Here is a 20,402-nt window from a genome sequence, read left to right as displayed (position 1 = left end):
TCGTACTGCCAGTCCGTACGACTAAGCCACAGCACTACAGGGCCGCACTACAGGGCCGCAGCTAGCCTACCGTCGTCAGGCGGTAGGCTAGCTGCGAAAGGTGGGTACGAAAAGTCTTTCAAGTCTCGCGCCATCACCTACACCTTCACCCTATTTGCGCGCAAAACAGCGCAAAAAACGCGATAGAGTATAGTGCTCCATCACATTGCAACAAATCCGTAAAGCGCCCCCTCCATCGTCGTCCTCTTCCCGCCGTCCATCTTCTTCAGGCCGGCCCAACATGAGGACATCCAATGACAACACCCAGTCATTCCGTATCGACATCGTCGGGATTCAGGCCTTCCGGCCTCAGCCTGGCCTTCGCCGTGCTGCTGTTTGCCACCGTCGGCTACTTTCTGTTCTGGGGGTCTGGCTACACTCAGGGCCATTTTCCCCTGGTCTTTGGACTGGCCACCCTGTTCGGGGTGTTCATGGCCTTCAATATTGGTGGCAATGATGTCGCCAACTCCTTCGGCACCAGCGTCGGCGCCGGCACCCTTACCATCAAGCAGGCACTGCTGGTGGCAGCAGTGTTCGAGGTCAGCGGTGCGGTGATCGCCGGCGGCCAGGTCACCGACACCATTCGCAAGGGTATCGTCGACCTGTCCGGCTTTACTGTCGCGCCGATGGACTTCGTCTACATCATGATGTCGGCCTTGATCGCCGCCGCCCTGTGGCTGCTGTTCGCCAGCAAGAAAGGCTATCCGGTCTCCACCACCCACTCGATCATCGGCGCCATCGTCGGCTCCTCGCTGGTACTCGGCGCCTTGACTCCGGGCGTCCACAGCATGGAACTGGTGCAGTGGGACCAGATCTGGCAGATCGCGGTGTCCTGGGTGCTGTCGCCGGTACTGGGCGGTCTGGTCTCCTACGCCCTGTTCGGGCTGATCAAGAAGCACATCCTCAGCTACAACGACGAAGCCGAGAATCGCCTCAAGGAGATAAAGCGCCAGAAGTACGAGAACGACCGCCGCCACAAGGAGGCCTTCGAGCGACTCTCGGAAATCCAGAAGATCTCCTATACCCACGCCATGACACGTGATGTCCAGGCTTACCACGACCAGGACTACGAAAGCGCCGAGTTCGAGTCGGACTACTTCAAGGAGCTTTCGCGCATCGAGAAGCAGCGCGAAGATGTCGACGCCCACCGAGCCCTGCAGAACTGGGTACCGATGGTGGCCGCCGGTGGTGCCATGATCATTTCCGCCATGCTTCTGTTCAAGGGCTTCAAGCACCTGGAACTGGGTCTGACCACCCTCAACAACTACATGATCATGGGCATGATCGGGGCCGTCGTGTGGATGGCAACCTTCATCTTTGCCAAGACCCTCAAGGGCAACTCGCTGTCACGTTCCACCTTCCTGATGTTCAGCTGGATGCAGGTTTTCACCGCCGCCGGCTTCGCCTTCAGTCATGGTTCCAACGACATCGCCAACGCCATCGGTCCCTTCGCGGCCATCCTCGACGTACTGCGTAATGGTGCCATCGGCAGCGAGGCGGCGATTCCTCCGGTAGCCATGATCACCTTCGGGGTAGCGCTGATCGTCGGGCTCTGGTTTATCGGCAAGGAGGTGATCCAGACGGTGGGCCACAACCTGACGGCCATGCATCCGGCCTCGGGATTCGCCGCCGAACTGGCGGCTGCCGGAGTCGTCATGCTGGCCACGATCATGGGTCTTCCGGTCTCCAGCACGCATATTCTGATCGGTGCGGTGCTGGGGATTGGTCTGGTCAACCACCAGACCAACTGGACCCTGATGAAGCCGATCGGTCTTGCCTGGATCATTACACTACCGGCAGCAGGGGCCATCAGTGCGGTGTCGTTCGTGACGTTGCGCTCGATCTTTGGCTAGGGCTAGGCTAGCCTTGGGTCAGGCTGTTGCGGTTACAGGAAGCGAGCTGTTTCAGGCCACGGCCATACGCAAGACGGCCCCGCTGACACCATGGCGTCAGCGGGGCCGAAACCTGTCAAATCCGGGCGTTTACCAGCGGTCGAGTGGCCGCTGCTCCGCCGCTAGATCACTTGTCGCCGTCAGGGCGCAAAGATATCGAACAGGTTGGGCGCCTCGTCCTCTTCCTCGACGATCGACAACGAGGCCTCGATGGCCTTGAGGTGGCGGCCCATGAAGGCGGCGGCGCGCTCGCCCTTGCCGTCTTCCAGGTACTGGATCAGATCCTGATGGTCGTGTGACTCGCAGCCCAGGTGCCCGGCGTTGCCATAGACCGCCAGAATCAGCGAACTGCGCGAACACAGGCGCTCGACGAAATCCGCCAGGGTGCGGTTGCCGGAGACCCGGGCCAGATAGGTGTGGAAGTCGGCGGACAGGCGAATCGCAACGCTCTGCTCGCCGCTGCGCAGCGCTTCCCGCTCGCGCTGGGCCATGTCCTTGAGGGTGACGATGTCGTCCTGGGTGATGCGCCTGGCGATATCCGACATCAGCCCGCACTCGACCATCTGGCGGGCGTCGAACACGTCCTTGGCTTCGTCAGCGGTAGGACGCGTCACGCTGGCGCCACGGCGTGGCGTCAGGGTGACGAGCTGCTCCAGCGCCAGGCGCTGCAGGATCTTGCGAATGCCGGTACGACTGACCCCAAACACCTCGGACAGGGCATCCTCGCGCAAACGTGCGCCCGGCTTGAGCCGGTGCTCGATGATGGCGTCGCTGATCGAGCGATGAATGGCCTCGTGACGCTCGGCGCCGTCACCGTTCTTGCCCTGTCTGGGGGCCGGTGAGGCGGGGGGCGAAGGCTTCACGCGCTGATTCATCGACACTGTCCTCGGATGCAATATATCCCCATTGTATACGAGATATACCGACAGGAAAGAACCGCAGTTCCCCGCATCCCGCCGGGGCAACTGCGGCTCATCCTGGTCCTCTATTCGCCCCAGTTGGCGACCAGAGCACGCTCCTCGTCGGTCATCTGGGTCAGGTTGCCAAGCGGCATATAGCCGCTGGCGACCACCTGCTGGATCGCGGCCTTCTGCTGCTCGACCTGGGCCTCGGTTTCAAGCGCCACACCGGCGGGCGGAGCGGTGAATCCGGCGTGGGCGGGCTGGGCGGCGTGGCAGCTGACACAGCGCTCCTGCATGACGGCATGCACCTGGGCCAACGGCGAAGCGTCGGATGCAACCGGTGCACTGCTGCCGCTGTTGGCGTTGTCGGCGGCCGGACTGGTCGTCAGGCTCGGAGCCCCCACCGCGAAGGCCACCAGAATCAGCGCCACCCCGGCGGCCGGGTAGCTCGGCTTGTGCTGACCGCTGTGCATCAGCACGAAGTACTGGCGAATCAGGGCGCCGGCAAAGATCAAGAGCGCCATGATCACCCAGGCCCAGTCGCTGGTATAGGCGAAGGAATAGTGGTTGCTGATCATCAGCAGCACCACCGGCAGGGTGAAGTAGGTGTTGTGCACCGAGCGCTGCTTGCCGCGCTTGCCGTCCAGGGGGTTGGGCGTCTCGCCCGCCTTCATCGCCTTCACCATGCGGCGCTGACCCGGAATGATCCAGAAGAAGACGTTGGCGGACATGGCGGTGGCCATGACGGCACCGGTCAGCAGGAAGGCGGCACGTCCGGCGAAGATATGCACGCTGAGATAGGCCACCACCACCATCATGACGGCGACACCCAGGCTCAAGAGGCCATCGCGCTCCATGTTGGGGCTGACACGCTTGCACATCTCGTTGTAGACGACCCAGCCACCGAGCAGGAACAGCAGAGCCACCACATTGGCCTGCCAGCCGGACAGATTGGCGGCCCACTCCCAGGGACTCTGGGGGTTGACCAGGTAGAAACTGGGGTTGGCCATGTACAGAATCACGAACAGCGCAAAACCGGACAGCCAGGTGGTATAGGCCTTCCAGAAGGACCAGTGCAGATCGTCCGGCAGCTTGGCCGGCGCCGTGGCGTATTTCTGATTGTGGTAAAAGCCACCCCCGTGGACCGCCCACATTTCGCCGAACACACCCTTGCCGCGGTCTTCTTCGTCCTTGGGGGTCTTCAACGAGTTGTCCAGCATGACAAAGTAGATCGACTCGCCTATCCAGGCGATGGCCGCGATGACATGCAGCCAGCGCAGCAGAAAATTGCTCACGTCCAACAGGTACGATGACATGGCCCTATCTCGACTTCAGTTGTTGTTGGAAGGCAGTCAATATCGATGGCTGCCTGGTTGATCGTGCTCAATGACGCTCAGCTGCCGCGGTAGGTGGAGTAGCTATAAGGCGACAGCAAGAGCGGCACATGGTAGTGCTCACTGGCATCCGCCACGCCGAATCTCAGGGGAATCCGATCGAGGAAACGCGGCTCCGAGGCCTCGACACCCAGGGCGCGCAGATAGTCACCGGCGTGAAACAGCAGTTCGTACTCTCCTTCGACGAAGTCGTCGCCTTCGAGGATCGGGCTATCGCAGCGCCCGTCATCGTTGGTCATCGTCTCCCCGAGGCGCTGACGTTCGTCGCCAAGGATGCGGAAGAGCTCAATACGAATCCCCTGGCCTGGGCGGCCAAGCGCGGTATCCAGTACATGGGTGGTCAGGCGTCCCATAAGTGTCCTCCCCTCTCGCGGGTCATCAGCGGGTCGATCAGCGGGTCAATGTATCCAGTCCTGGACTGGCTAAAGTGAATCACTGATATGGAGCATCATCGTCTCTCGTCACACCTGGCCAGAGGCTTTCGCCGGTCGTGGCTTGCAGCAACACGAAGATGACTTCAGCGATGCCGGCATGGCGGAACCAGTGCATGGTGGTGTGGAACCATGACAACATACATCATTGACCAAATTAAGAGTACATTTCAAACTATTTTTTGTATACAGTTTGAGCATGCATAGCTGCCTGGTGTTTGCCGACAGCAACAAAGGCTCGACCGACCTCTTGCCGTCTGCGCCTACGCCCGCTGCCAACAAGGTGTGACCGACACCAACGAGTCATCAGAGCTATGCTCGTCCCCATCTACCTTGCCGTCATGACAGGAGCCACTCCCCATGCCTAGCCTCACCCAACGCCCCAGCCAGATGGACAAGACCCAATTCGTGACCACCTACGGAGACGTCTTCGAGCACTCACCCTGGGTGGCGGAGCGTGCCTTCGATCGTGGCCTGAACGAGCAGCATGACGACCCGGTACGTCTTGCCGAGCACATGGGCCAGGTCCTCAGCGACGCCTCCCCGGAGGAACAGCTGCAGGTCATCCGGGCGCACCCTGATCTTGCCGGCAAGGCTGCCGCCGCAGGCGAGTTGACCAACGACTCCACCCGCGAGCAGGCCGGGGCCGGGCTGGACCAGTGCACCCCGGAGGAGCTGGAGCGCTTCACCCGCCTCAACGAAAGCTACAAGGCGCGTTTTGGTATTCCCTTCATCATGGCGGTCAAGGGCGGCAATCGGCACACCATCCTCGCCGCCTTCGAACAGCGCCTGAACAACTCAGCCGAGCAGGAAAGGCAGGAAGCCGTGGTGCAGATCAATCGGATCGCTCGGTTCCGACTGGAAGATCGCGCTAGCTGAAGTAGCAAGCACACAAAAACGGCCGGTCACCTGGTGACCGGCCGCCAAACCCTACGTCGATGACCAGAGGCCTTGGCGCTCTCGTCATCCTGAAATCGTCACGCTTTTCGCGTCCGGGCTGGTTGTAGACGAACGGCCCCATGTGGATGGCGGCCTACCAGACCCTTTCACGTGGTGCCCATCGGCCACGTTCAGCGAACCACCGGGTCATGCTCTGGGCCCTGCCAGCTGCACGACAGTAGAGTTGCGCTACCTCACTTCTGGGGCTCGTCGCTCTCGCTTGAGTTGCACTACCTCATCTCACGACCATGCTGAAACTGCACCCAAGGCGGGACCATTACGCTCGTGCCCACCTTTCCGCGACTTGCGCAGCGCCTGTCGCTCGGGGCCAGGCACCTTTTTACTGCTTTATTTACTTCTGACTAATCTCTTTCTAGCTAATCTCTTTCTAGCTAATTTCCTGCTAGCTAAACGCTTGCTGGTGACGTTCCTGCTGGCTCCATTCTTCTTTTTTGATATCTCTGCTTGAGCCTGCCGGTGTCATCATCGACATGTCGACGTCGATATCTCCGGACCATATCGCCGAGCCATATCACCGAGCCATGTATCCGGGCCGTGTCTCAGGGCCGTGTCTGCGGGCAATATTCCTCGACGATGACGCTAGCCGATGTCTCCAGCCGACGCCCCTGGCGTCCAGAACGTACCAGCTTCGCCGCTACTCCTTGGCCGAATCCAGCGCTTCCTTGGCCACTCCCTGACACTTTTCCTGGTACTCCTTGCTCAACTTGAGCAACGTCTCGCTCTCCTCGCGCAGGCTCTCTCCGATCACCGACAGGGTTTCCTGCTGGGACTGGCTGGCGTTCTTCAGACTTTCGGCATCGCGCACTTCGCACCAGGACCGGGCCTGTGCGATACCTGCCTTCATGGCGGAGTCCATGGTCTTGAAACGCACATCCAGCATCTTCTGGGAATACTCCAGCGTCAGCAGGCTCCCCTCACGCCACGGACTCAACAATTTGTCCATGGAGGGGATCATGTTTTCCATTGTCGGCATTGCCTTGTTCTCGCTCATGTTGGTACTCCCTATAGGTATGCCAGCACGCTCGGCCCACGGGCAGCCTGACCGCCGTAACAACGACGAGACGAGGCAGCCTGGCAGTATCTTGTGCTGCACCGGTTACATATCGTCTTCAAACGAGCACAGAATCGTCTCGCATGTGAAGACTAGAACGCACCTTGTTGCACCGCAACATCATATAAGGCATATACGAGCCACTAATTGCACTAACGCGGGTAAAGTCACCCAGCATTCTCAGCATCTGCCCAGCGGCGCACCATTCGCACCATAGCAGTAGATGATTGACGCTCTGATGACAGCAGCGGCACCAGCTCCAGAAGCACAATAAACACGCTTTTGTGAGACATAACGACCAATACAATCGCCAATAACGACGGTCGCCGATAGAGACAATCGACAGCAGCGACAATCGGCAGTAGCGACAATCGACAGCTTCGTCATCAAACACAAGACCGCTGCTTCGCCATTTCCGACGGGCCACCGGAGCAACTTGCACGCAGATTCACCAGCTCGGTACAGCTACCGCAGCGTTGTCCGATGGCCTTCCAAAAGATATCTGCAAGATTAGCCAAGACGAGGGCCCTTGCTGGCGATCCTCTAAAGCCATGATCGACATGCGGTAATAACCGAGGGGTCATGATCGCCGCAGACTAAAGGCGAAAGCTTACCGAAGGAAACTGAGGAGGGAAGCGCAACGAGGAGCCAAGAGTCGAGAGCAGAGAGCAGAGAGCAGAAAGCAGAGAGCAGAGAGCAGAGAGCAGAGAGCAGAGAGCAGAGAGCAAAGAGCAAAGAGCAAAGAGCGAGACGACGATATCAGGGCGTCGCCTCGCTCGGCAGCAAGGGTCAGGCGCGATAGGCGCCTTCGATATCACAGATGCGCACCGCGTTGCGGCCGACACCGCCATTGGCATCAAGCATCCGCTCGATCCAGGCGTAAACCGGATCGGCATTGGACACCAGATCCGCGGTGGACACCGAACGCGCCCACATGAAGTTGGCAAACACCAGGTAGTCCGCCGCACCGGGTGTGTCGCCATCAATGAAGTCGCTTCCCGACAGCTGGCCACGCAGGGGCTCCAGGGCGCTATCGAGCTGGCTGAGCCCCTTGGCCGGAGAATGGAACTGCTCCAGGGTCATGCCCAGGCGTTTTTCACGAGTGGTGCGGAAGTAGTCGCGGTCCTTGGGATGGATGGCGTTCATCAGGTCCATCACGATGGTACGCAGGATCGGCAGCTGCAGGGCGCGCTCGCTGTAGTGCTTGAAAAAGCGGGCGCGGGATTCGGCCAAGGGACCGCCAAGCAGCGTCGGGGCCTCAGGGTAGGCACGATCCAGGTAACGCAGGATCTCGAAACTGTCGGTGATCACTTCGTCGCCATCGATCAGCACCGGGACCTTGTCATGGTCCGTGAATTCGAGCTTTTCCTTTTCGGTAAAGCACCAGGGCCGCGCCTCCACCTCGAGCCCCTTGTGGGCGATGGCCAGCTTGGCTCGCCAGCAGAAGGGAGAAAAACGCAGTGACTCATCGATGCCACACAGGTCGTACATCACCAGGGCCATGCCAGATACCTCTAGAAGGGGAATGTCTGCCGATAGTGCCATCAACCGCCCACCTCGCCAACGCCATGATTTCCTGAGGGATGGAGACAAACCTGTCCATTAGTCTAAGAAACTAGCCTCGTTCGCACCCGCCTCCAGCGTCTTTGTCGACTCTAACCTACTGTTAAACAATAAATTTGAAGAATGATCGGACGAGGAGTCATCAGCGCTGCATTGGTCTGACCAATATCCCAGTCTAGAACGATTTCGCTAGTCGGCTTATCGTGCCGCCTTGTCCGAGCCTTACCCCGGCGTGAGACCGCCAACTTCGACACAACGGATATTACAAACAAGGACACGACAAGAGACCCCAACACCATGACCGACACCACTCTAGCCTTGATAGCCTTTGTGCCGCTCATACTGGCCGGCATCCTGCTGATCGGCATGCGCATGGCCGCCAAGGTCGCCATGCCCATCGTCTTTCTGGTCACCGCGCTGATTGCCCTGGTGGCCTGGGACATGACCTTCACACGGGTCCTGGCCTCGACCCTGCAAGGGTTGATCCTGACCGTGGCGATCCTGTGGATCATCTTCGGCGCCATCCTGCTGCTCAACACCCTGAAGCACTCCGGCGGTATCGCCGCCATTCGCAATGGCTTCTCCGGCATCAGCCCGGACCGCCGCGTCCAGGCGATCATCGTGGCCTGGCTGTTCGGCTGCTTCATCGAGGGCGCCTCGGGCTTCGGCACGCCGGCGGCGGTGGCCGCCCCGCTGATGGTCGCGCTGGGCTTCCCGGCACTTGCCGCTGTGGTGGTGGGCATGATGATCCAGTCCACCCCGGTGTCCTTCGGCGCTGTCGGCACCCCCATCGTGGTCGGTGTCGCCGGTGGCCTGGACAAGGTCGGCATCACCGAGACGCTGGAAGCCGGCGGCTCCACCTGGATGGAGTACTTCCGCCTGATTGCCGGAGAAGTCGCGCTGGTGCATGCCGTGGTCGGTGTGCTTATGCCGCTGATCATGGTCAGCGTCATGGTGCGCTTCTTCGGTGCCAACCGCTCCTGGAAGGAAGGCCTGGCGATTGCTCCCTTCGCGATCTTCGCAGGCGTCGCCTTCGTGGTGCCCTACGCCCTGGCCGGAGTCTTCCTGGGCCCCGAATTCCCGTCGATGATCGGCGCCATGGTAGGCCTTGCCATCGTGGTCCCGGCCGCCCGTCGCGGTTTCCTGATTCCCGAAAAGAGCTGGGACTTCCCGGAAAGTGACAGCTGGCCTGCCCACTGGATCGGCAAGCTCAGCATCAAGGCCGACGAGGTCGTGGGCCGCGCACCGATGAGCACCTTCATGGGCTGGCTGCCCTACGTGCTGCTGGCGGTACTGCTGGTGGCGTCACGTACCATCGAGCCGTTCAAGCAGGCACTGACCTCGGTAAGCCTGGGCTTCAGCGACATCCTGGGTGAGGCCGGTATCTCCGGCAGCCTACAGCCACTCTACCTGCCCGGCGGAATCCTGCTGATGGTGGTGCTGATCACCGCTCTGATGCATCGCATGAACGGCAATCAGCTCAAGGCGGCCTTCAGTGAATCCAGCCGTACCCTGCTGGGCGCCGGCTTCGTGCTGGTGTTCACCATCCCCATGGTGCGCATTCTGATCAACTCCGGCGTCAACGGCGCGGATCTGGCCTCCATGCCGGTGGCCATGGCCACCGCGGTGGCCAACGGTGTCGGCGACATCTATCCGCTGTTCGCTCCTGCCGTCGGCGCGCTGGGTGCCTTCATCGCCGGCTCCAACACCGTGTCCAACCTGATGCTGGCAGACTTCCAGTTCAACGTGGCCCAGCAACTCGGTGTGTCCACCGCGCTGATGGTGGCGCTTCAGGCCGTCGGCGCCGCCGCCGGCAACATGATCGCCATCCACAACGTGGTAGCCGCCTCGGCCACCGTGGGCCTGCTGGGACGCGAGGGCATCACCATTCGCAAGACCATCCTGCCGACCATCTACTATGTGCTCGCGGCGGGGCTGATCGGGCTGGTGGCGATGCAGGTCGTCGGTATCTCCGACCCGCTGATGGGGCTGTTGCAGTAGGCACTACGCCAAGCCAGGCGCCACCTGGCTGACCGACAAGGGGGTGTCATCGACGATGACACCCCCTTCTTGTTGGCGACAGGCGCCACCTTTGCTCGAGAACCGCGCCACTCTAAGCACAGTTTGACTACCTCTGTGCTGATATGGCGGCCCTTATACCCTGCGCCTAGAGTTAACTCAGTGTAGTACGCACGTGCAGCATTCTTGCTTTCAGGTTCACCGGCAAGGCGCGTTGTCTGCGTGCTGACCAGGGGATGGCTCTTCGTGAGCGCCCACGGACGCATGGCCTCGACAAGGGCCACGACTCTCGACCAGGGGAAATTCAGATGTCCTATCTGCTGCTTGCCATGATCACCGTGATCGCCGTCGTGGTGATTACCAACGGCGCGAGATCCTCGGAATCCATGCTGTTGCTGAGGCACAAGGCTCCCGGTCCACACAGGGTCAAGCGGCACAGAAGGCCGACCCGACGGCATCTCTAGACCGGGGACGCTCCCTCCAGGGTGTTGACGAGTTGCCCGCAGACCACAGACAGCGCGGCGAAGTGTCCGTGGCCTCTTGCGAAGGGGGGGCCAGGCGCTGTCCGATACGTAGACGAGCGCAGGCTCTGATGACCTAGCCGATGCGAGCCAGCCGGGTACGATGTAGCCGCGCCTTGGTCACGTAGCCCTCGGCATTGGTCTTGAGTGCGGCGATGGCCTTGTCGTCCAGTTGCCGGATCACCTTGCCCGGCGAGCCGACGACAAGGCTGTTGTCGGGGATCTCGGCGCCTTCCTTGACCAGCGCCCCTGCCCCGATCAGGCAGTTCTTGCCGATCACGGCGCCGTTGAGCACCACCGCCTGGATGCCGATCAACGAGCCCTCGCCCACGGTGCAGCCATGCAACATCGCCTGGTGCCCCACCGTGACGCCCGGTCCCACCGACAGCGGGTAGCCGGGATCGGCGTGCAGCACGGCGCCATCCTGGATATTGCTGCCTTCGCGCACTTCAAGTGATTCGGTGTCGCCCCTGAGTACCGCCTGGTACCAGATGCTGGCGTCTTCATGGATTTTCACCTGGCCGATGACCTCGGCGCTCTCGGCGACGAAGACGGTGCGATGAATATGGGGGGAATGGTTACCCAGACGATAGATGGCCATGGCCCGCTCCTGACGAGGTTATCCTTGTGGATGGGGGGCGCTGGGCGCCCACCCTGCCTATATAGTGGACGCTGTTTCCAAACTCTGCCTACTCCGTTATCGGTTCCTGTGCGAGAGAGGCAAAGTACGCTGCGATCTCCGTCGCCACTCGGCGTACATCCGACTCGCTGACCCCCAGATGGGTCACCAGGCGGGTGCGCGGCCTCACCGCGATCAAGATGCCACGCTCGGCAAGAAAGCCCTCCAGTGCGGCGCAGTGAGGAGCCGGCACGTCGAGAAAGACCATGTTGGTGGCCTGACCTGCCACCCCGATGCCTTCAATACCACCCAGCCACTCGGCGAGCTGGCGGGCATGACGGTGGTCGTCGGCCAGTCGCTCCACATGGTGATGCAAGGCATGCCGGCAGGCCGCCGCCAGCAGCCCCGACTGGCGCATGCCGCCTCCCAGCGTCTTGCGCCAGCGACGGGCCGCGGCGATAAAGCGCTCGCCGCCGACCAGCAACGAGCCCACCGGCGCGCCCAGCCCCTTGGAAAAGCACAGCGATACAGAATCGAAACCGGCACACAGCTCCGCCAGCGACTTGCCGGTGGCGACGCTGGCGTTGAACAGGCGGGCGCCATCGAGGTGACAGGCCAGGCCTCTCTCGGCGGCAAGGCCGGTCACCTCCTGCACATAGTCCTGGGGCAATACCCGGCCCTGAAAGGTATTTTCCAGTGCGATCAGTCGGGTTCGCGCATGATGGATATCGTCTCCCTTGATGGCCTCGGCGATATCCTCCAGCGCCATGCGTCCATCTGCCTGCTGGGCCAGGGGCTGGGGCTGGATGCCGCCAAGGACAGCGGCACCGCCGCCTTCATCGCGATAGATGTGCGAGCGTTGCCCGGCGATCACTTCGTCGCCACGCGCGCAGTGGACCAGCATGGCGGTCAGATTGCTCTGGGTGCCGGAGGGAAAGAAGGCCGCCGCGGCGAAGCCCGCGCGATCGGCCACCTCAGCCTCGAAGGCGGCGACGCTGGGGTCATCACCCCAGACGTCATCGCCCACCGGAGCGATGGCCATGGCATCACGCATGGCCTCGGTCGGTTGGGTCACGGTATCGCTGCGTAGGTCGATCATGGCGCTCTCCTTGTTCGCGCTGCCCTTTCCCCGAGTATGCCAGTTCGGCCTTCACCTGAGGACTGCCCTCACGCGCATTGGCCCCCTGCCCTCCCGACGACTCAGGCCAGCGCCTCGGCCAGCACCCTGGCGACATGACGCGCCTCACGTGCGGCACCGTCACGAATCTGGTGACGACAGCTGGTGCCGTCGGCCACGATCAGCGCATCCTCGGCGTCGCGCACCGCCGGCAGCAACGAGAGTTCCGCCATCTGCATGGAGGCCTCATAGTGCTCACGCTCGTAGCCGAAACTACCGGCCATGCCGCAGCACGACGACTGGATGGTCTCCACCTCGAGCTCGGGAATCCAGGACAGCACCTGCTGCACCGGCGTCAGGGCATCGAACGCCTTCTGGTGACAGTGGCCGTGGAGCAGCGCCCGCGACACCGGTAGCGCCTCGAGCGAAAGCTCCAGCCTGCCGGCATCCTTCTCGCGCACCAGAAATTCCTCGAACAACAGGCTCGCCTCGGCCAGTCGCTTGGCGGGCTCGCCCAGGCCGAAGCCCAGGAACTCGTCGCGCAGGGTCAGCAGGCAGGATGGCTCGAGCCCGACCACGGCAAGCCCTTTCTCCACGTGGGGGGTCAGCGCCGCCAGGGTCCGCTCGGCCTCCGCCCGGGCCCGATCGACCTGACCGCTGGCCAGGTAGGTACGCCCACAGCACAGCGGACGACGATCCGCAGCGCTCGCCAGGATCACCCGGTAACCCGCGGCTTGAAGCACGCGCATGGCGGCCTCGGCGTTGTCGGCTTCCATATAGTTGTTGAAGGTGTCGACGAACAGCACCACCTCCTTCATCGCCTGGTCGGCAACGGCCGGTCGCTCGCCCTGTCGGGCCCGCCCCAGGTAGTCGTCGGTGACGCGTGGCAGCGCGCGCTCCTCGGCCAGCCCCAGCGCCCGCTTCAGCGGTGAGGCCAGCCAGGGCATGCCGTCGATGGCCTTCACCAAGGGTGACAGGCGTCGCAGCACCGGTGCGCGCCTGGGCAGGTCACCGATCAGTCGCTCGCGCAGCGACACCCCTTCCTTGGCGACCCGTGCCGCCCGGGCCTCGATCTTGATCCGCGCCATATCGACGCCGGTGGGACAGTCACGCTTGCAGCCCTTGCAGGAAACGCACAGATCGAGCGCCTCCTTGACCTCGTCGCTGGCCAAGCCGTCGCGACCGAGCTGGCCGGACAACACCAGGCGCAGGGTATTGGCGCGGCCGCGGGTCAGGTGCTTCTCGTCGCGGGTGATGCGGTAGCTAGGACACATGGTGCCGGCATCGAACTTGCGGCAGTGGCCGTTGTTGTTGCACATCTCCACTGCGCTGGCGAGGCCGCCGGTGACATCGCGGCCGCTACCCGGTGGGGTCTGCTCGCCGTTCAAGGGATCTCGCTCGACGTTCCAGGGCGACCAGTCCAGCACCGGCGTCAGTTCGATGCGCTGGTACTCCCCGGGAAAGCGGAAAAGCCGCGAGTCGTCCATCTTCGGGGTGTCGACGATCTTGCCGGGGTTGAGCAGGTTGTCCGGGTCGAACAGCCCCTTGACCTCGCGGAAGGCGTCGTTGAGTGTCTCGCCAAACTGCCAGGCCACCCACTCGCCGCGACAGATGCCATCGCCGTGCTCGCCGGAGTAGGCCCCCTTGTAGGCCTTGACCAGTGCCGAGGCCTCCTCGGCGATGGCGCGCATCTTCTCGGCGCCGTCCCGGCGCATGTCGAGAATCGGGCGCACGTGCAGGGTGCCGACGCTGGCGTGGGCGTACCAGGTGCCCTCGGTGCCGTGACGATGGAACACCTCGGTGAGCTTGTCGGTGTACTCGGCCAGATGCTCGAGCGGCACCGCACAGTCCTCGATGAAGGACACCGGCTTGCCGTCGCCCTTCATGCTCATCATGATGTTGAGTCCCGCCTTGCGCACGTCCCACAGCGCCTTCTGGGCCTTGGGTTCGGGCATGTCGACGACACAGTCCGGAAGTCCCAGGTCTGCCATCAGCTCGTTCAACCGGGCCAGGCTCGCCAGCAGCTCGTCGCGATTCTCGCCGGCGAATTCCACCAGCAGCACCGCCTCGGGCTTGCCGATCAGGGCCTTCTCGATCACCGGACGGAAGGACGGATTCTCCAGCGACAGCGCGATCATGGTCTGATCGACCAGCTCCACCGCCGTCGGTGACAGGGTCACGATGTGCTGGGTCAGGTCCATGGCCTGATAGAAGGTGGGGAAGTTCACCACCCCCAGCACCTTGTGCTGCGGCAACGGTGACAGCTTCAGGGTCAACTGGCGGGTCAGCGCCAGGGTGCCCTCGGACCCCACCAGCAGATGGGCCAGGTTGGCGCGACCGTCGGCCTCATAGGGCAGCGGGTTCTGACAGTCGAACAGATCGAGGTTGTAGCCCGCCACCCGCCTGAGCACCTTGGGATAGTGCTCGCGGATGCGCTCGCCTTCGCGCCGGGCGATGGCCTCGACCTGCTCGGCCAGCCGCGCCGCCCGGGAACCGGCGGCCAGCTCGTCGACCAGACCGAGGTGCACCTTCTCGCCGTCGGCCAGCAGGACGTCCAGTGCCTGGACGTTATGCACCATGTTGCCGTAGTGGATCGAGCGCGAGCCGCAGGAGTTGTTGCCGGCCATGCCGCCCAGGGTGCACTGGGCGCTGGTGGATACATCCACCGGGAACCACAGGCCATGGGGCTTGAGCCAGGCGTTGAGGTGATCGAGCACGATGCCGGGCTCGACCACCACCGTACGCGCTTCCTTGTCGAAGGACACCACACCGTTCAGATGGCGGCTGGCGTCGATCACCAGCGCCTCTCCCACCGTCTGGCCGCACTGACTGGTGCCGCCACCCCGAGGCAGCACCGGAATGCCTTCCCCACGAGCGATCTCCAGGGCCGTGGCCAGATCATCCTGATGGCGCGGGATCACCACGCCCACCGGGGTGATCTGATAGATCGAGGCGTCGGTGGAATAACGGCCGCGACTGGCGGCGTCGAACAGCACCTCGCCCTGGATTTCCCTGGCCAGGCGCGCGGCAAAGTCCGGCAGCGGCTGGATCCGTGCATCCCGCCCCTTGGCGGCAGACGTCAACGAGTTCATCACCCTCTCCTTGATAACCCTGGGTAGACCGTCGGCGACAGCGCCGCCGACGGGCGGGCGGTGGTTCAATCGCGAGCAAGGCGGGCCACGTGGGGCGCCGGGTTCTCGGAGAAGTACGCCATGGCAGCCTCGACGCCACTGCCGGCAAGGCTCACCCCGGAAAGCTTCAGCCCCATCTCGCAGCCGGCCAGGGTCGCCATCAGCGTCAGGTCGTTGCAGTCGCCCAGGTGGCCGATACGGAACATGCGCCCCTTGGCCTTGCCAAGCCCGGTGCCGAGCGACAGGTCGAAGCGCTCGTAGATCAGCTTGCGCACGGCATCGGCGTCGACGCCCTCCGGCATCACCACGCCGGTCAGCACCGGCGAGTAGACCTCGGGGTCCTGGCACTGGATCTCGAGTCCCCAGGCGTTCACCGCCGCGCGCACACCCGCCGCCCAGCGCTGATGGCGGGCCAGGACGTTATCCAGCCCCTCGTCCAGCAGCATGTCGATGGCCTCGTTGAGGCCGTAGAGCAGATTGGTATTGGGGGTATAGGGCCAGTAGCCCCCCTGGTTGGCCTCGAGGATCTCGTCCCAGGCCCAGAAGCTCTTGGGCAACCGCGACTCGCGACTGGCGGCCAGGGCCTTGTCGGAGATCGCGTTAAAGCTGATCCCCGGCGGCAGCATCAGTCCCTTCTGGGAGCCGGAAATAGTGACGTCGACACCCCACTCGTCGTGGCGATAGTCGGCGCTGGCAAGCCCCGAGATAGTATCGACCAGCAACAGCGCCGGATGACCGGCGGCGTCGATCGCGCGGCGCACCGCGGCGATGTCGCTGGTAACACCGGTGGAGGTCTCGTTGTGGACCACGCACACCGCCTTGATCCGCTGCTCGGTGTCTTGCTTGAGGCGTGCCTCGATCATGTCGGCCTGGACACCGTGGCGCCAGCCCTCGGCCCCCGGCAGGCCCAGAAACTCGGGCTCGAGTCCAAGACGCAGGGCCAGACGATGCCACAGCGAGGCGAAGTGGCCGGTCTCGAACATCAACACCTGATCCCCCGGCGACAGGGTATTGGCCAGGGCGGCCTCCCAGGCCCCGGTACCGGAAGCCGGATAGATGATCACCGGCTTGTCGGTCTTGAAGATCTTGCCGACCTTGCCGAGCAATTCACGTCCGAGGGCGCCGAACTCCGGGCCACGGTGATCGATGGTCGGCAGGCTCATGGCCCGCAGGATACGATCCGGCACCGGCGAGGGGCCGGGGATCTGGAGGAAGTGACGTCCGGTGGGATGAAAGTCGAGATTCAGCATGTAAGGCCTCCTGGCCAGACGTCGCACTGGGCGACGCCTGGGTAGCTGTTCGGGCGCCAAGCGCTGCCACGCCCCTCTTGTAATAATCTGTAATAATGAATGCAATTTTTATGGTGACACCGCCCCACCGATTCGGCGACATGCCAGACGCTAGCTGCCGATCACGGTGGTGCCGGTGTCAGCGCACGGCACCCTGCTGACGCAGCGCGTCGATCTCGTCCGCTGCCAGCCCGATCTCCCCAAGCACCTCGTCGGTGTGCTGGGCGAACAGCGGCGCCGGCTGGCGAATCGCCAACGGGGTCGCCGAGAACTTGCTGGGAAAGCCCAGGGTCTTCATCCGCCCCATGGTCGGATGATCGACCTCCAGCACCATCTCGCGGGCCAGGTAGTGTTCGTCATGCATGGCCTGGTCGAAGTCGTTGATCGGCCCTGCCGGCACCCCGGCGGCGTCACAGCGATCGAGCCAGTAGGCGCGATCCTGTTGCCCGAGGATGTCCTCGAGGATGGCTTCCAGCGCCTCGACGTTAGCCCCGCGGTCGAGGTTGGTCTTGAAGCGCTCGTCGACCATCAGCTCGGGGCGCTCGATGACGTCCTCGCAGAAGCGCTCCCAGGTACGCTGGTTGGCGCAGCCGAGCATCATGTAACCGTCGCGTACCCGCATCGCCTGGTAGGGCGCGGACACCCGATGGCGCCAGCCGGTGGCCTCGGGCACTCGGCCTTCGGAGAAGTAGGCACCCGCCTCCCAGGTGAACCAGGGCAGGCCACACTCGGCGATGGCGATGTCCAGGTGCTGGCCTTCGCCACTACGCTGACGGTGGATATAGGCCGCCAGGATCGAGTAGATGGCGGTCAGCCCGGCGCCGATATCGTAGACGGCGACCCCGGTCTTGAGCGGACGCCGGCCCGGTTCGCCGGTCATCGACATCAGCCCGCTCATGCCCTGGGCCACCAGGTCGAAGCCGCCCTTGTGACGCGACGGACCGGTCTGGCCGTAGCCCGAGATCGAGCAGTAGATCAGCCCCGGGTTGATCGCCTTGAGGCTGTCGTAGTCGATCTTCAGCGACTGGGTGACGCCGGGTCGATAGTTCTCGACCACCACGTCGGCTTCCTTGGCGAGGCGATAGAACACCTCGCGGCCCTTCTCTTCTTTCAGGTTGAGCGAAATGCTCTTCTTGTTGCGGTTGATCTGGGCGAAACAGGTCGATTCATCCTCGACGTAGGGGCCCATCTGGCGGCTGTCGTCGCCGCCGTTGGCCTTCTCGACCTTGATCACCTCGGCGCCCATGTCTCCCAGCACCATGGTGCAGTAGGGGCCGGCCATGATCTGCGAAACGTCGAGTACCTTGATCCCATCGAGTGGCAGCATTGTGGTTCTCCTTGCCTCAGGGCCTTTACTGACCCTGCCAGCGGAAGGGTGTCTTGTTGACGAACTTGTCCACCGCGGCCTTGAAGTCGCGGCTGGTGTAGCAGGTGGCGATCCAGTCGTCGCTGGCGTCGAAGGCCGGGCGGCGCTGTTCGATGACCCGCTGGATCACCTCCTTGGCCGCCCGCACGGTCAAGGGGGCACGCTCCTTGAACGCCTGCGCCCGCTCGACCACCGTCGCCTCGATGGCCTCGGCGTCGACGATCTCGCCGACCAGCCCCAGGGCCAGGGCCTCCTCGGCACGTACCAGTTCGCCCGCCATCAGTACCTGCTTGGCCCGGGCGATACCGGCGTGCTCGACCAGCCGCGAGACGTTGGTGATCGACAGGCAGTTGCCCAACGTCCTGGCGATGGGGATACCGAACTTGAGACTCGGTGTCGCCAGGCGGAAGTCACAGGCCAGAGCGATGGCCGCGCCACCGCCGACACAGAAGCCTTCCAGCAGCGCCAGCGTCGGCAGCGGCAGGGTCTCCACCCGCCCGACCACCCGGTCGATGCGACGCTCGTAGGCGATGGCGTCTTCGCCCTTGTCGAAGGCAGCGAACTGCTTGATGTCAGTGCCGGCGACGAAGGCTTCTCCGCCGGCGCCACGCATGACTACCGCCACTAGCTCCGGGTCGTTCTCGATGGTCTCGCAGTGGGCCTCGAGCTGGTCGTACATCTGCCAGGTCATGGCGTTGCGGCTTGCGGTGCGATCGAAGGTCAGCCAGGCGACGCCATCTTCGCTGTGGTAGTGCACCTGGCCCTGATCGTTGTCGCTCATGTCGTTGTTCTCCTTGTGGTGGTCGCGATCACACGCCGTAGATCAGGTTGACCAGCGCCAGGGCTACGGCGGGCACGTAGGTGTTGATCAGCAGGATCACGAACAGCACCGCCAGGAACCACAGATTGGTGCGCGTGGTGGCCCAGATGTCGGCCTTGGCGATGGAGCAGGAAGCGATCAGTACGCTGGCGACCGGCGGGGTCTGCTGGCCGATGGCCAGGTTCAGCGTCACGATCAGACCGAAGTGCAGCGGATCGATGCCCACCGCGGTCACCAGCGGCAGCACGATGGGCACCACCAGGATGATCGCCGCCGCCGAGTGCAGGAAGATGCCCAGCACCAGGAAGATGACGTTCAGAAGCGCCAGTACCACGTACTTGTTGTCGGTCATCTCGGCGATCGAGTTGGCCAGCTGCTGGGGAATCTGGGTCTCGGTCAGATACAGACCGACCACCGCAGAGGAAGCCACCAGCAGCATCACCACCGCCGTCTGCACGCCAGCATCGAGACAGGCCTTGTAGAAGATCTTGAGGCTGAACTCGCGATAGATCACCGCGCTGATGAAGATCGCCACGACCACCGCCAGCGCCGCGCCCTCGGTGGCGGTGACGATGCCGCCGAAGATGCCGCCGAGGATGATCACCGGAATCAGCAGCGCCCAGATGGCGCCCTTGAAGGCCTCCCACAGACGCGAGGCCTGGAAGCTCTGCTCCGCCGGCAGGTTGTGACGACGCGCCAGGAAGTAGCACATGGCCGCCAGCCCCAGGGCGCCGAGCAGCCCAGGGAAGATGCCGGCGACGAACATCTTGACCACCGATTCGCCGGACATGACCGCGTAGAGGATCATCGGGATCGACGGCGGCAGGATGATCGCCAGGCTCGCCGCCGAGGACGAGATGGCTGCGGCGAACTCCTTAGAGTAGCCCTTCTTGCGCATGGCCGGAATCAGGATCGAGCCGATCGCCGAGACACCTGCGACGGCGGAGCCAGAGATCTCGGCAAAGAAGATCGAGGCGCCGATGGTCACCATGGCGAGACCGCCCTTGATGAAGCCGACCATGGCCGAGGCCAGATCGATCAGACGGCGCGAGATGCTCGAGGCGTTCATGATGGCGCCGGCCAGGATGAACAGCGGTATCGCGATCAGCGGGAACTTGGTAGCACCGTCGAACATCACCATGCCGACATTGGGCAGGGCCAGGGTGCCGTAGCTGGCCACGGTGGCCAGGGCGCCGACGAGGCCGAGGGCGATGGCCACCGGCACGTTGATCAGTATCAGCCCGATCAGGCCGAAGAACATGGAAGCAATGATCATGGGGTTCTCCTC

The 20,402-nt window shown here is 63.1% G+C and carries 15 protein-coding genes; 3 read left to right on the top strand and 12 right to left on the bottom strand.

Going from position 1 to position 20,402, the window contains the following annotated elements; genetic code table 11:
- Positions 1–293: 293 nt before the first annotated feature.
- Positions 294–1,892 (top strand): inorganic phosphate transporter, encoded by a 1,599-nt coding sequence (locus C9F12_RS05615; RefSeq protein ID WP_108448250.1) that lies wholly within the window; start codon positions 294–296, stop codon positions 1,890–1,892.
- Positions 1,893–2,071: 179 nt separating this feature from the next.
- Here the strand turns inward: C9F12_RS05615 and C9F12_RS05610 are convergent, their stop codons facing one another.
- The 3 genes from C9F12_RS05610 to uraH form a co-directional block, all read right to left on the bottom strand.
- Entirely contained in the window at positions 2,072–2,806 is a 735-nt protein-coding gene (locus C9F12_RS05610) for a GntR family transcriptional regulator (protein WP_083970245.1), read from the bottom strand.
- Between the two features lie 110 nt (positions 2,807–2,916).
- Positions 2,917–4,149: a urate hydroxylase PuuD gene (locus tag C9F12_RS05605; RefSeq protein WP_045991738.1), complete on the bottom strand. Its 1,233-nt coding sequence runs from the start codon at positions 4,147–4,149 to the stop codon at positions 2,917–2,919.
- A 77-nt stretch (positions 4,150–4,226) separates the two neighbouring features.
- Positions 4,227–4,580, bottom strand: a complete 354-nt coding sequence (gene uraH / locus C9F12_RS05600) for a hydroxyisourate hydrolase (protein ID WP_045991737.1) — start codon at positions 4,578–4,580, stop codon at positions 4,227–4,229.
- A gap of 438 nt (positions 4,581–5,018) precedes the next feature.
- Between uraH and uraD the strand changes: the two genes are divergently transcribed.
- A complete protein-coding gene (gene uraD, locus C9F12_RS05595; protein WP_045991736.1) occupies positions 5,019–5,537 on the top strand; it encodes a 2-oxo-4-hydroxy-4-carboxy-5-ureidoimidazoline decarboxylase in 519 nt (172 codons plus the stop codon).
- Between the two features lie 715 nt (positions 5,538–6,252).
- On the opposite strand, the gene C9F12_RS05590 is transcribed toward uraD, so the two are convergent.
- Positions 6,253–6,609 (bottom strand): hypothetical protein, encoded by a 357-nt coding sequence (locus C9F12_RS05590; RefSeq protein ID WP_045991735.1) that lies wholly within the window; start codon positions 6,607–6,609, stop codon positions 6,253–6,255.
- Between the two features lie 849 nt (positions 6,610–7,458).
- Entirely contained in the window at positions 7,459–8,172 is a 714-nt protein-coding gene (locus C9F12_RS05585; RefSeq protein WP_045991734.1) for a glutathione S-transferase N-terminal domain-containing protein, read from the bottom strand.
- 357 nt (positions 8,173–8,529) lie between these two features.
- Between C9F12_RS05585 and C9F12_RS05580 the strand changes: the two genes are divergently transcribed.
- A complete protein-coding gene (locus tag C9F12_RS05580) occupies positions 8,530–10,233 on the top strand; it encodes an L-lactate permease (RefSeq protein WP_045991733.1) in 1,704 nt (567 codons plus the stop codon).
- 615 nt (positions 10,234–10,848) lie between these two features.
- Here the strand turns inward: C9F12_RS05580 and C9F12_RS05575 are convergent.
- From C9F12_RS05575 to C9F12_RS05545, 7 genes are all read right to left on the bottom strand, one after another.
- The gene (locus tag C9F12_RS05575) at positions 10,849–11,373 is read right to left on the bottom strand and encodes a gamma carbonic anhydrase family protein (protein WP_045991732.1); all 525 of its coding nucleotides are present in this window, start codon (positions 11,371–11,373) and stop codon (positions 10,849–10,851) included.
- Between the two features lie 88 nt (positions 11,374–11,461).
- Positions 11,462–12,490 (bottom strand): low-specificity L-threonine aldolase, encoded by a 1,029-nt coding sequence (gene ltaE / locus C9F12_RS05570; protein WP_045991731.1) that lies wholly within the window; start codon positions 12,488–12,490, stop codon positions 11,462–11,464.
- A gap of 101 nt (positions 12,491–12,591) precedes the next feature.
- On the bottom strand, positions 12,592–15,600 hold the full coding sequence (locus C9F12_RS05565; RefSeq protein ID WP_045991730.1) for an FAD-binding and (Fe-S)-binding domain-containing protein: 3,009 nt from the start codon (positions 15,598–15,600) through the stop codon (positions 12,592–12,594).
- Between the two features lie 65 nt (positions 15,601–15,665).
- Positions 15,666–16,889, bottom strand: coding sequence for an aminotransferase class V-fold PLP-dependent enzyme (locus C9F12_RS05560; RefSeq protein WP_108448249.1), 1,224 nt, complete (start codon positions 16,887–16,889; stop codon positions 15,666–15,668).
- A 178-nt stretch (positions 16,890–17,067) separates the two neighbouring features.
- A complete protein-coding gene (locus C9F12_RS05555) occupies positions 17,068–18,255 on the bottom strand; it encodes a CoA transferase (protein WP_045991728.1) in 1,188 nt (395 codons plus the stop codon).
- Positions 18,256–18,280: 25 nt separating this feature from the next.
- A complete protein-coding gene (locus C9F12_RS05550) occupies positions 18,281–19,075 on the bottom strand; it encodes an enoyl-CoA hydratase (RefSeq protein ID WP_045991727.1) in 795 nt (264 codons plus the stop codon).
- Positions 19,076–19,103: 28 nt separating this feature from the next.
- Positions 19,104–20,390, bottom strand: a complete 1,287-nt coding sequence (locus tag C9F12_RS05545) for a TRAP transporter large permease (protein ID WP_045991726.1) — start codon at positions 20,388–20,390, stop codon at positions 19,104–19,106.
- Positions 20,391–20,402: the final 12 nt, after the last annotated feature.

Source organism: Halomonas sp. BN3-1 (assembly GCF_003056325.1).
GTDB lineage: Bacteria > Pseudomonadota > Gammaproteobacteria > Pseudomonadales > Halomonadaceae > Halomonas > Halomonas litopenaei.
This window is presented reverse-complemented; position numbering and strand designations above follow the sequence as displayed.

Excerpts from the sequence above, each read along its gene's own strand:
- C9F12_RS05580 (WP_045991733.1), top strand. The coding sequence starts at position 8,530 with ATGACCGACACCACTCTAGCCTTGATAGCCTTTGTGCCGCTCATACTG.
- ltaE (WP_045991731.1), bottom strand. The coding sequence starts at position 12,490 with ATGATCGACCTACGCAGCGATACCGTGACCCAACCGACCGAGGCCATG.
- C9F12_RS05605 (WP_045991738.1), bottom strand. The coding sequence starts at position 4,149 with ATGTCATCGTACCTGTTGGACGTGAGCAATTTTCTGCTGCGCTGGCTG.
- C9F12_RS05610 (WP_083970245.1), bottom strand. The coding sequence starts at position 2,806 with ATGAATCAGCGCGTGAAGCCTTCGCCCCCCGCCTCACCGGCCCCCAGA.
- C9F12_RS05575 (WP_045991732.1), bottom strand. The coding sequence starts at position 11,373 with ATGGCCATCTATCGTCTGGGTAACCATTCCCCCCATATTCATCGCACC.
- uraH (WP_045991737.1), bottom strand. The coding sequence starts at position 4,580 with ATGGGACGCCTGACCACCCATGTACTGGATACCGCGCTTGGCCGCCCA.
- C9F12_RS05550 (WP_045991727.1), bottom strand. The coding sequence starts at position 19,075 with ATGAGCGACAACGATCAGGGCCAGGTGCACTACCACAGCGAAGATGGC.
- uraD (WP_045991736.1), top strand. The coding sequence starts at position 5,019 with ATGCCTAGCCTCACCCAACGCCCCAGCCAGATGGACAAGACCCAATTC.
- C9F12_RS05615 (WP_108448250.1), top strand. The coding sequence starts at position 294 with ATGACAACACCCAGTCATTCCGTATCGACATCGTCGGGATTCAGGCCT.
- C9F12_RS05565 (WP_045991730.1), bottom strand. The coding sequence starts at position 15,600 with ATGAACTCGTTGACGTCTGCCGCCAAGGGGCGGGATGCACGGATCCAG.
- C9F12_RS05555 (WP_045991728.1), bottom strand. The coding sequence starts at position 18,255 with ATGCTGCCACTCGATGGGATCAAGGTACTCGACGTTTCGCAGATCATG.
- C9F12_RS05545 (WP_045991726.1), bottom strand. The coding sequence starts at position 20,390 with ATGATCATTGCTTCCATGTTCTTCGGCCTGATCGGGCTGATACTGATC.
- C9F12_RS05560 (WP_108448249.1), bottom strand. The coding sequence starts at position 16,889 with ATGCTGAATCTCGACTTTCATCCCACCGGACGTCACTTCCTCCAGATC.
- C9F12_RS05585 (WP_045991734.1), bottom strand. The coding sequence starts at position 8,172 with ATGGCCCTGGTGATGTACGACCTGTGTGGCATCGATGAGTCACTGCGT.
- C9F12_RS05590 (WP_045991735.1), bottom strand. The coding sequence starts at position 6,609 with ATGAGCGAGAACAAGGCAATGCCGACAATGGAAAACATGATCCCCTCC.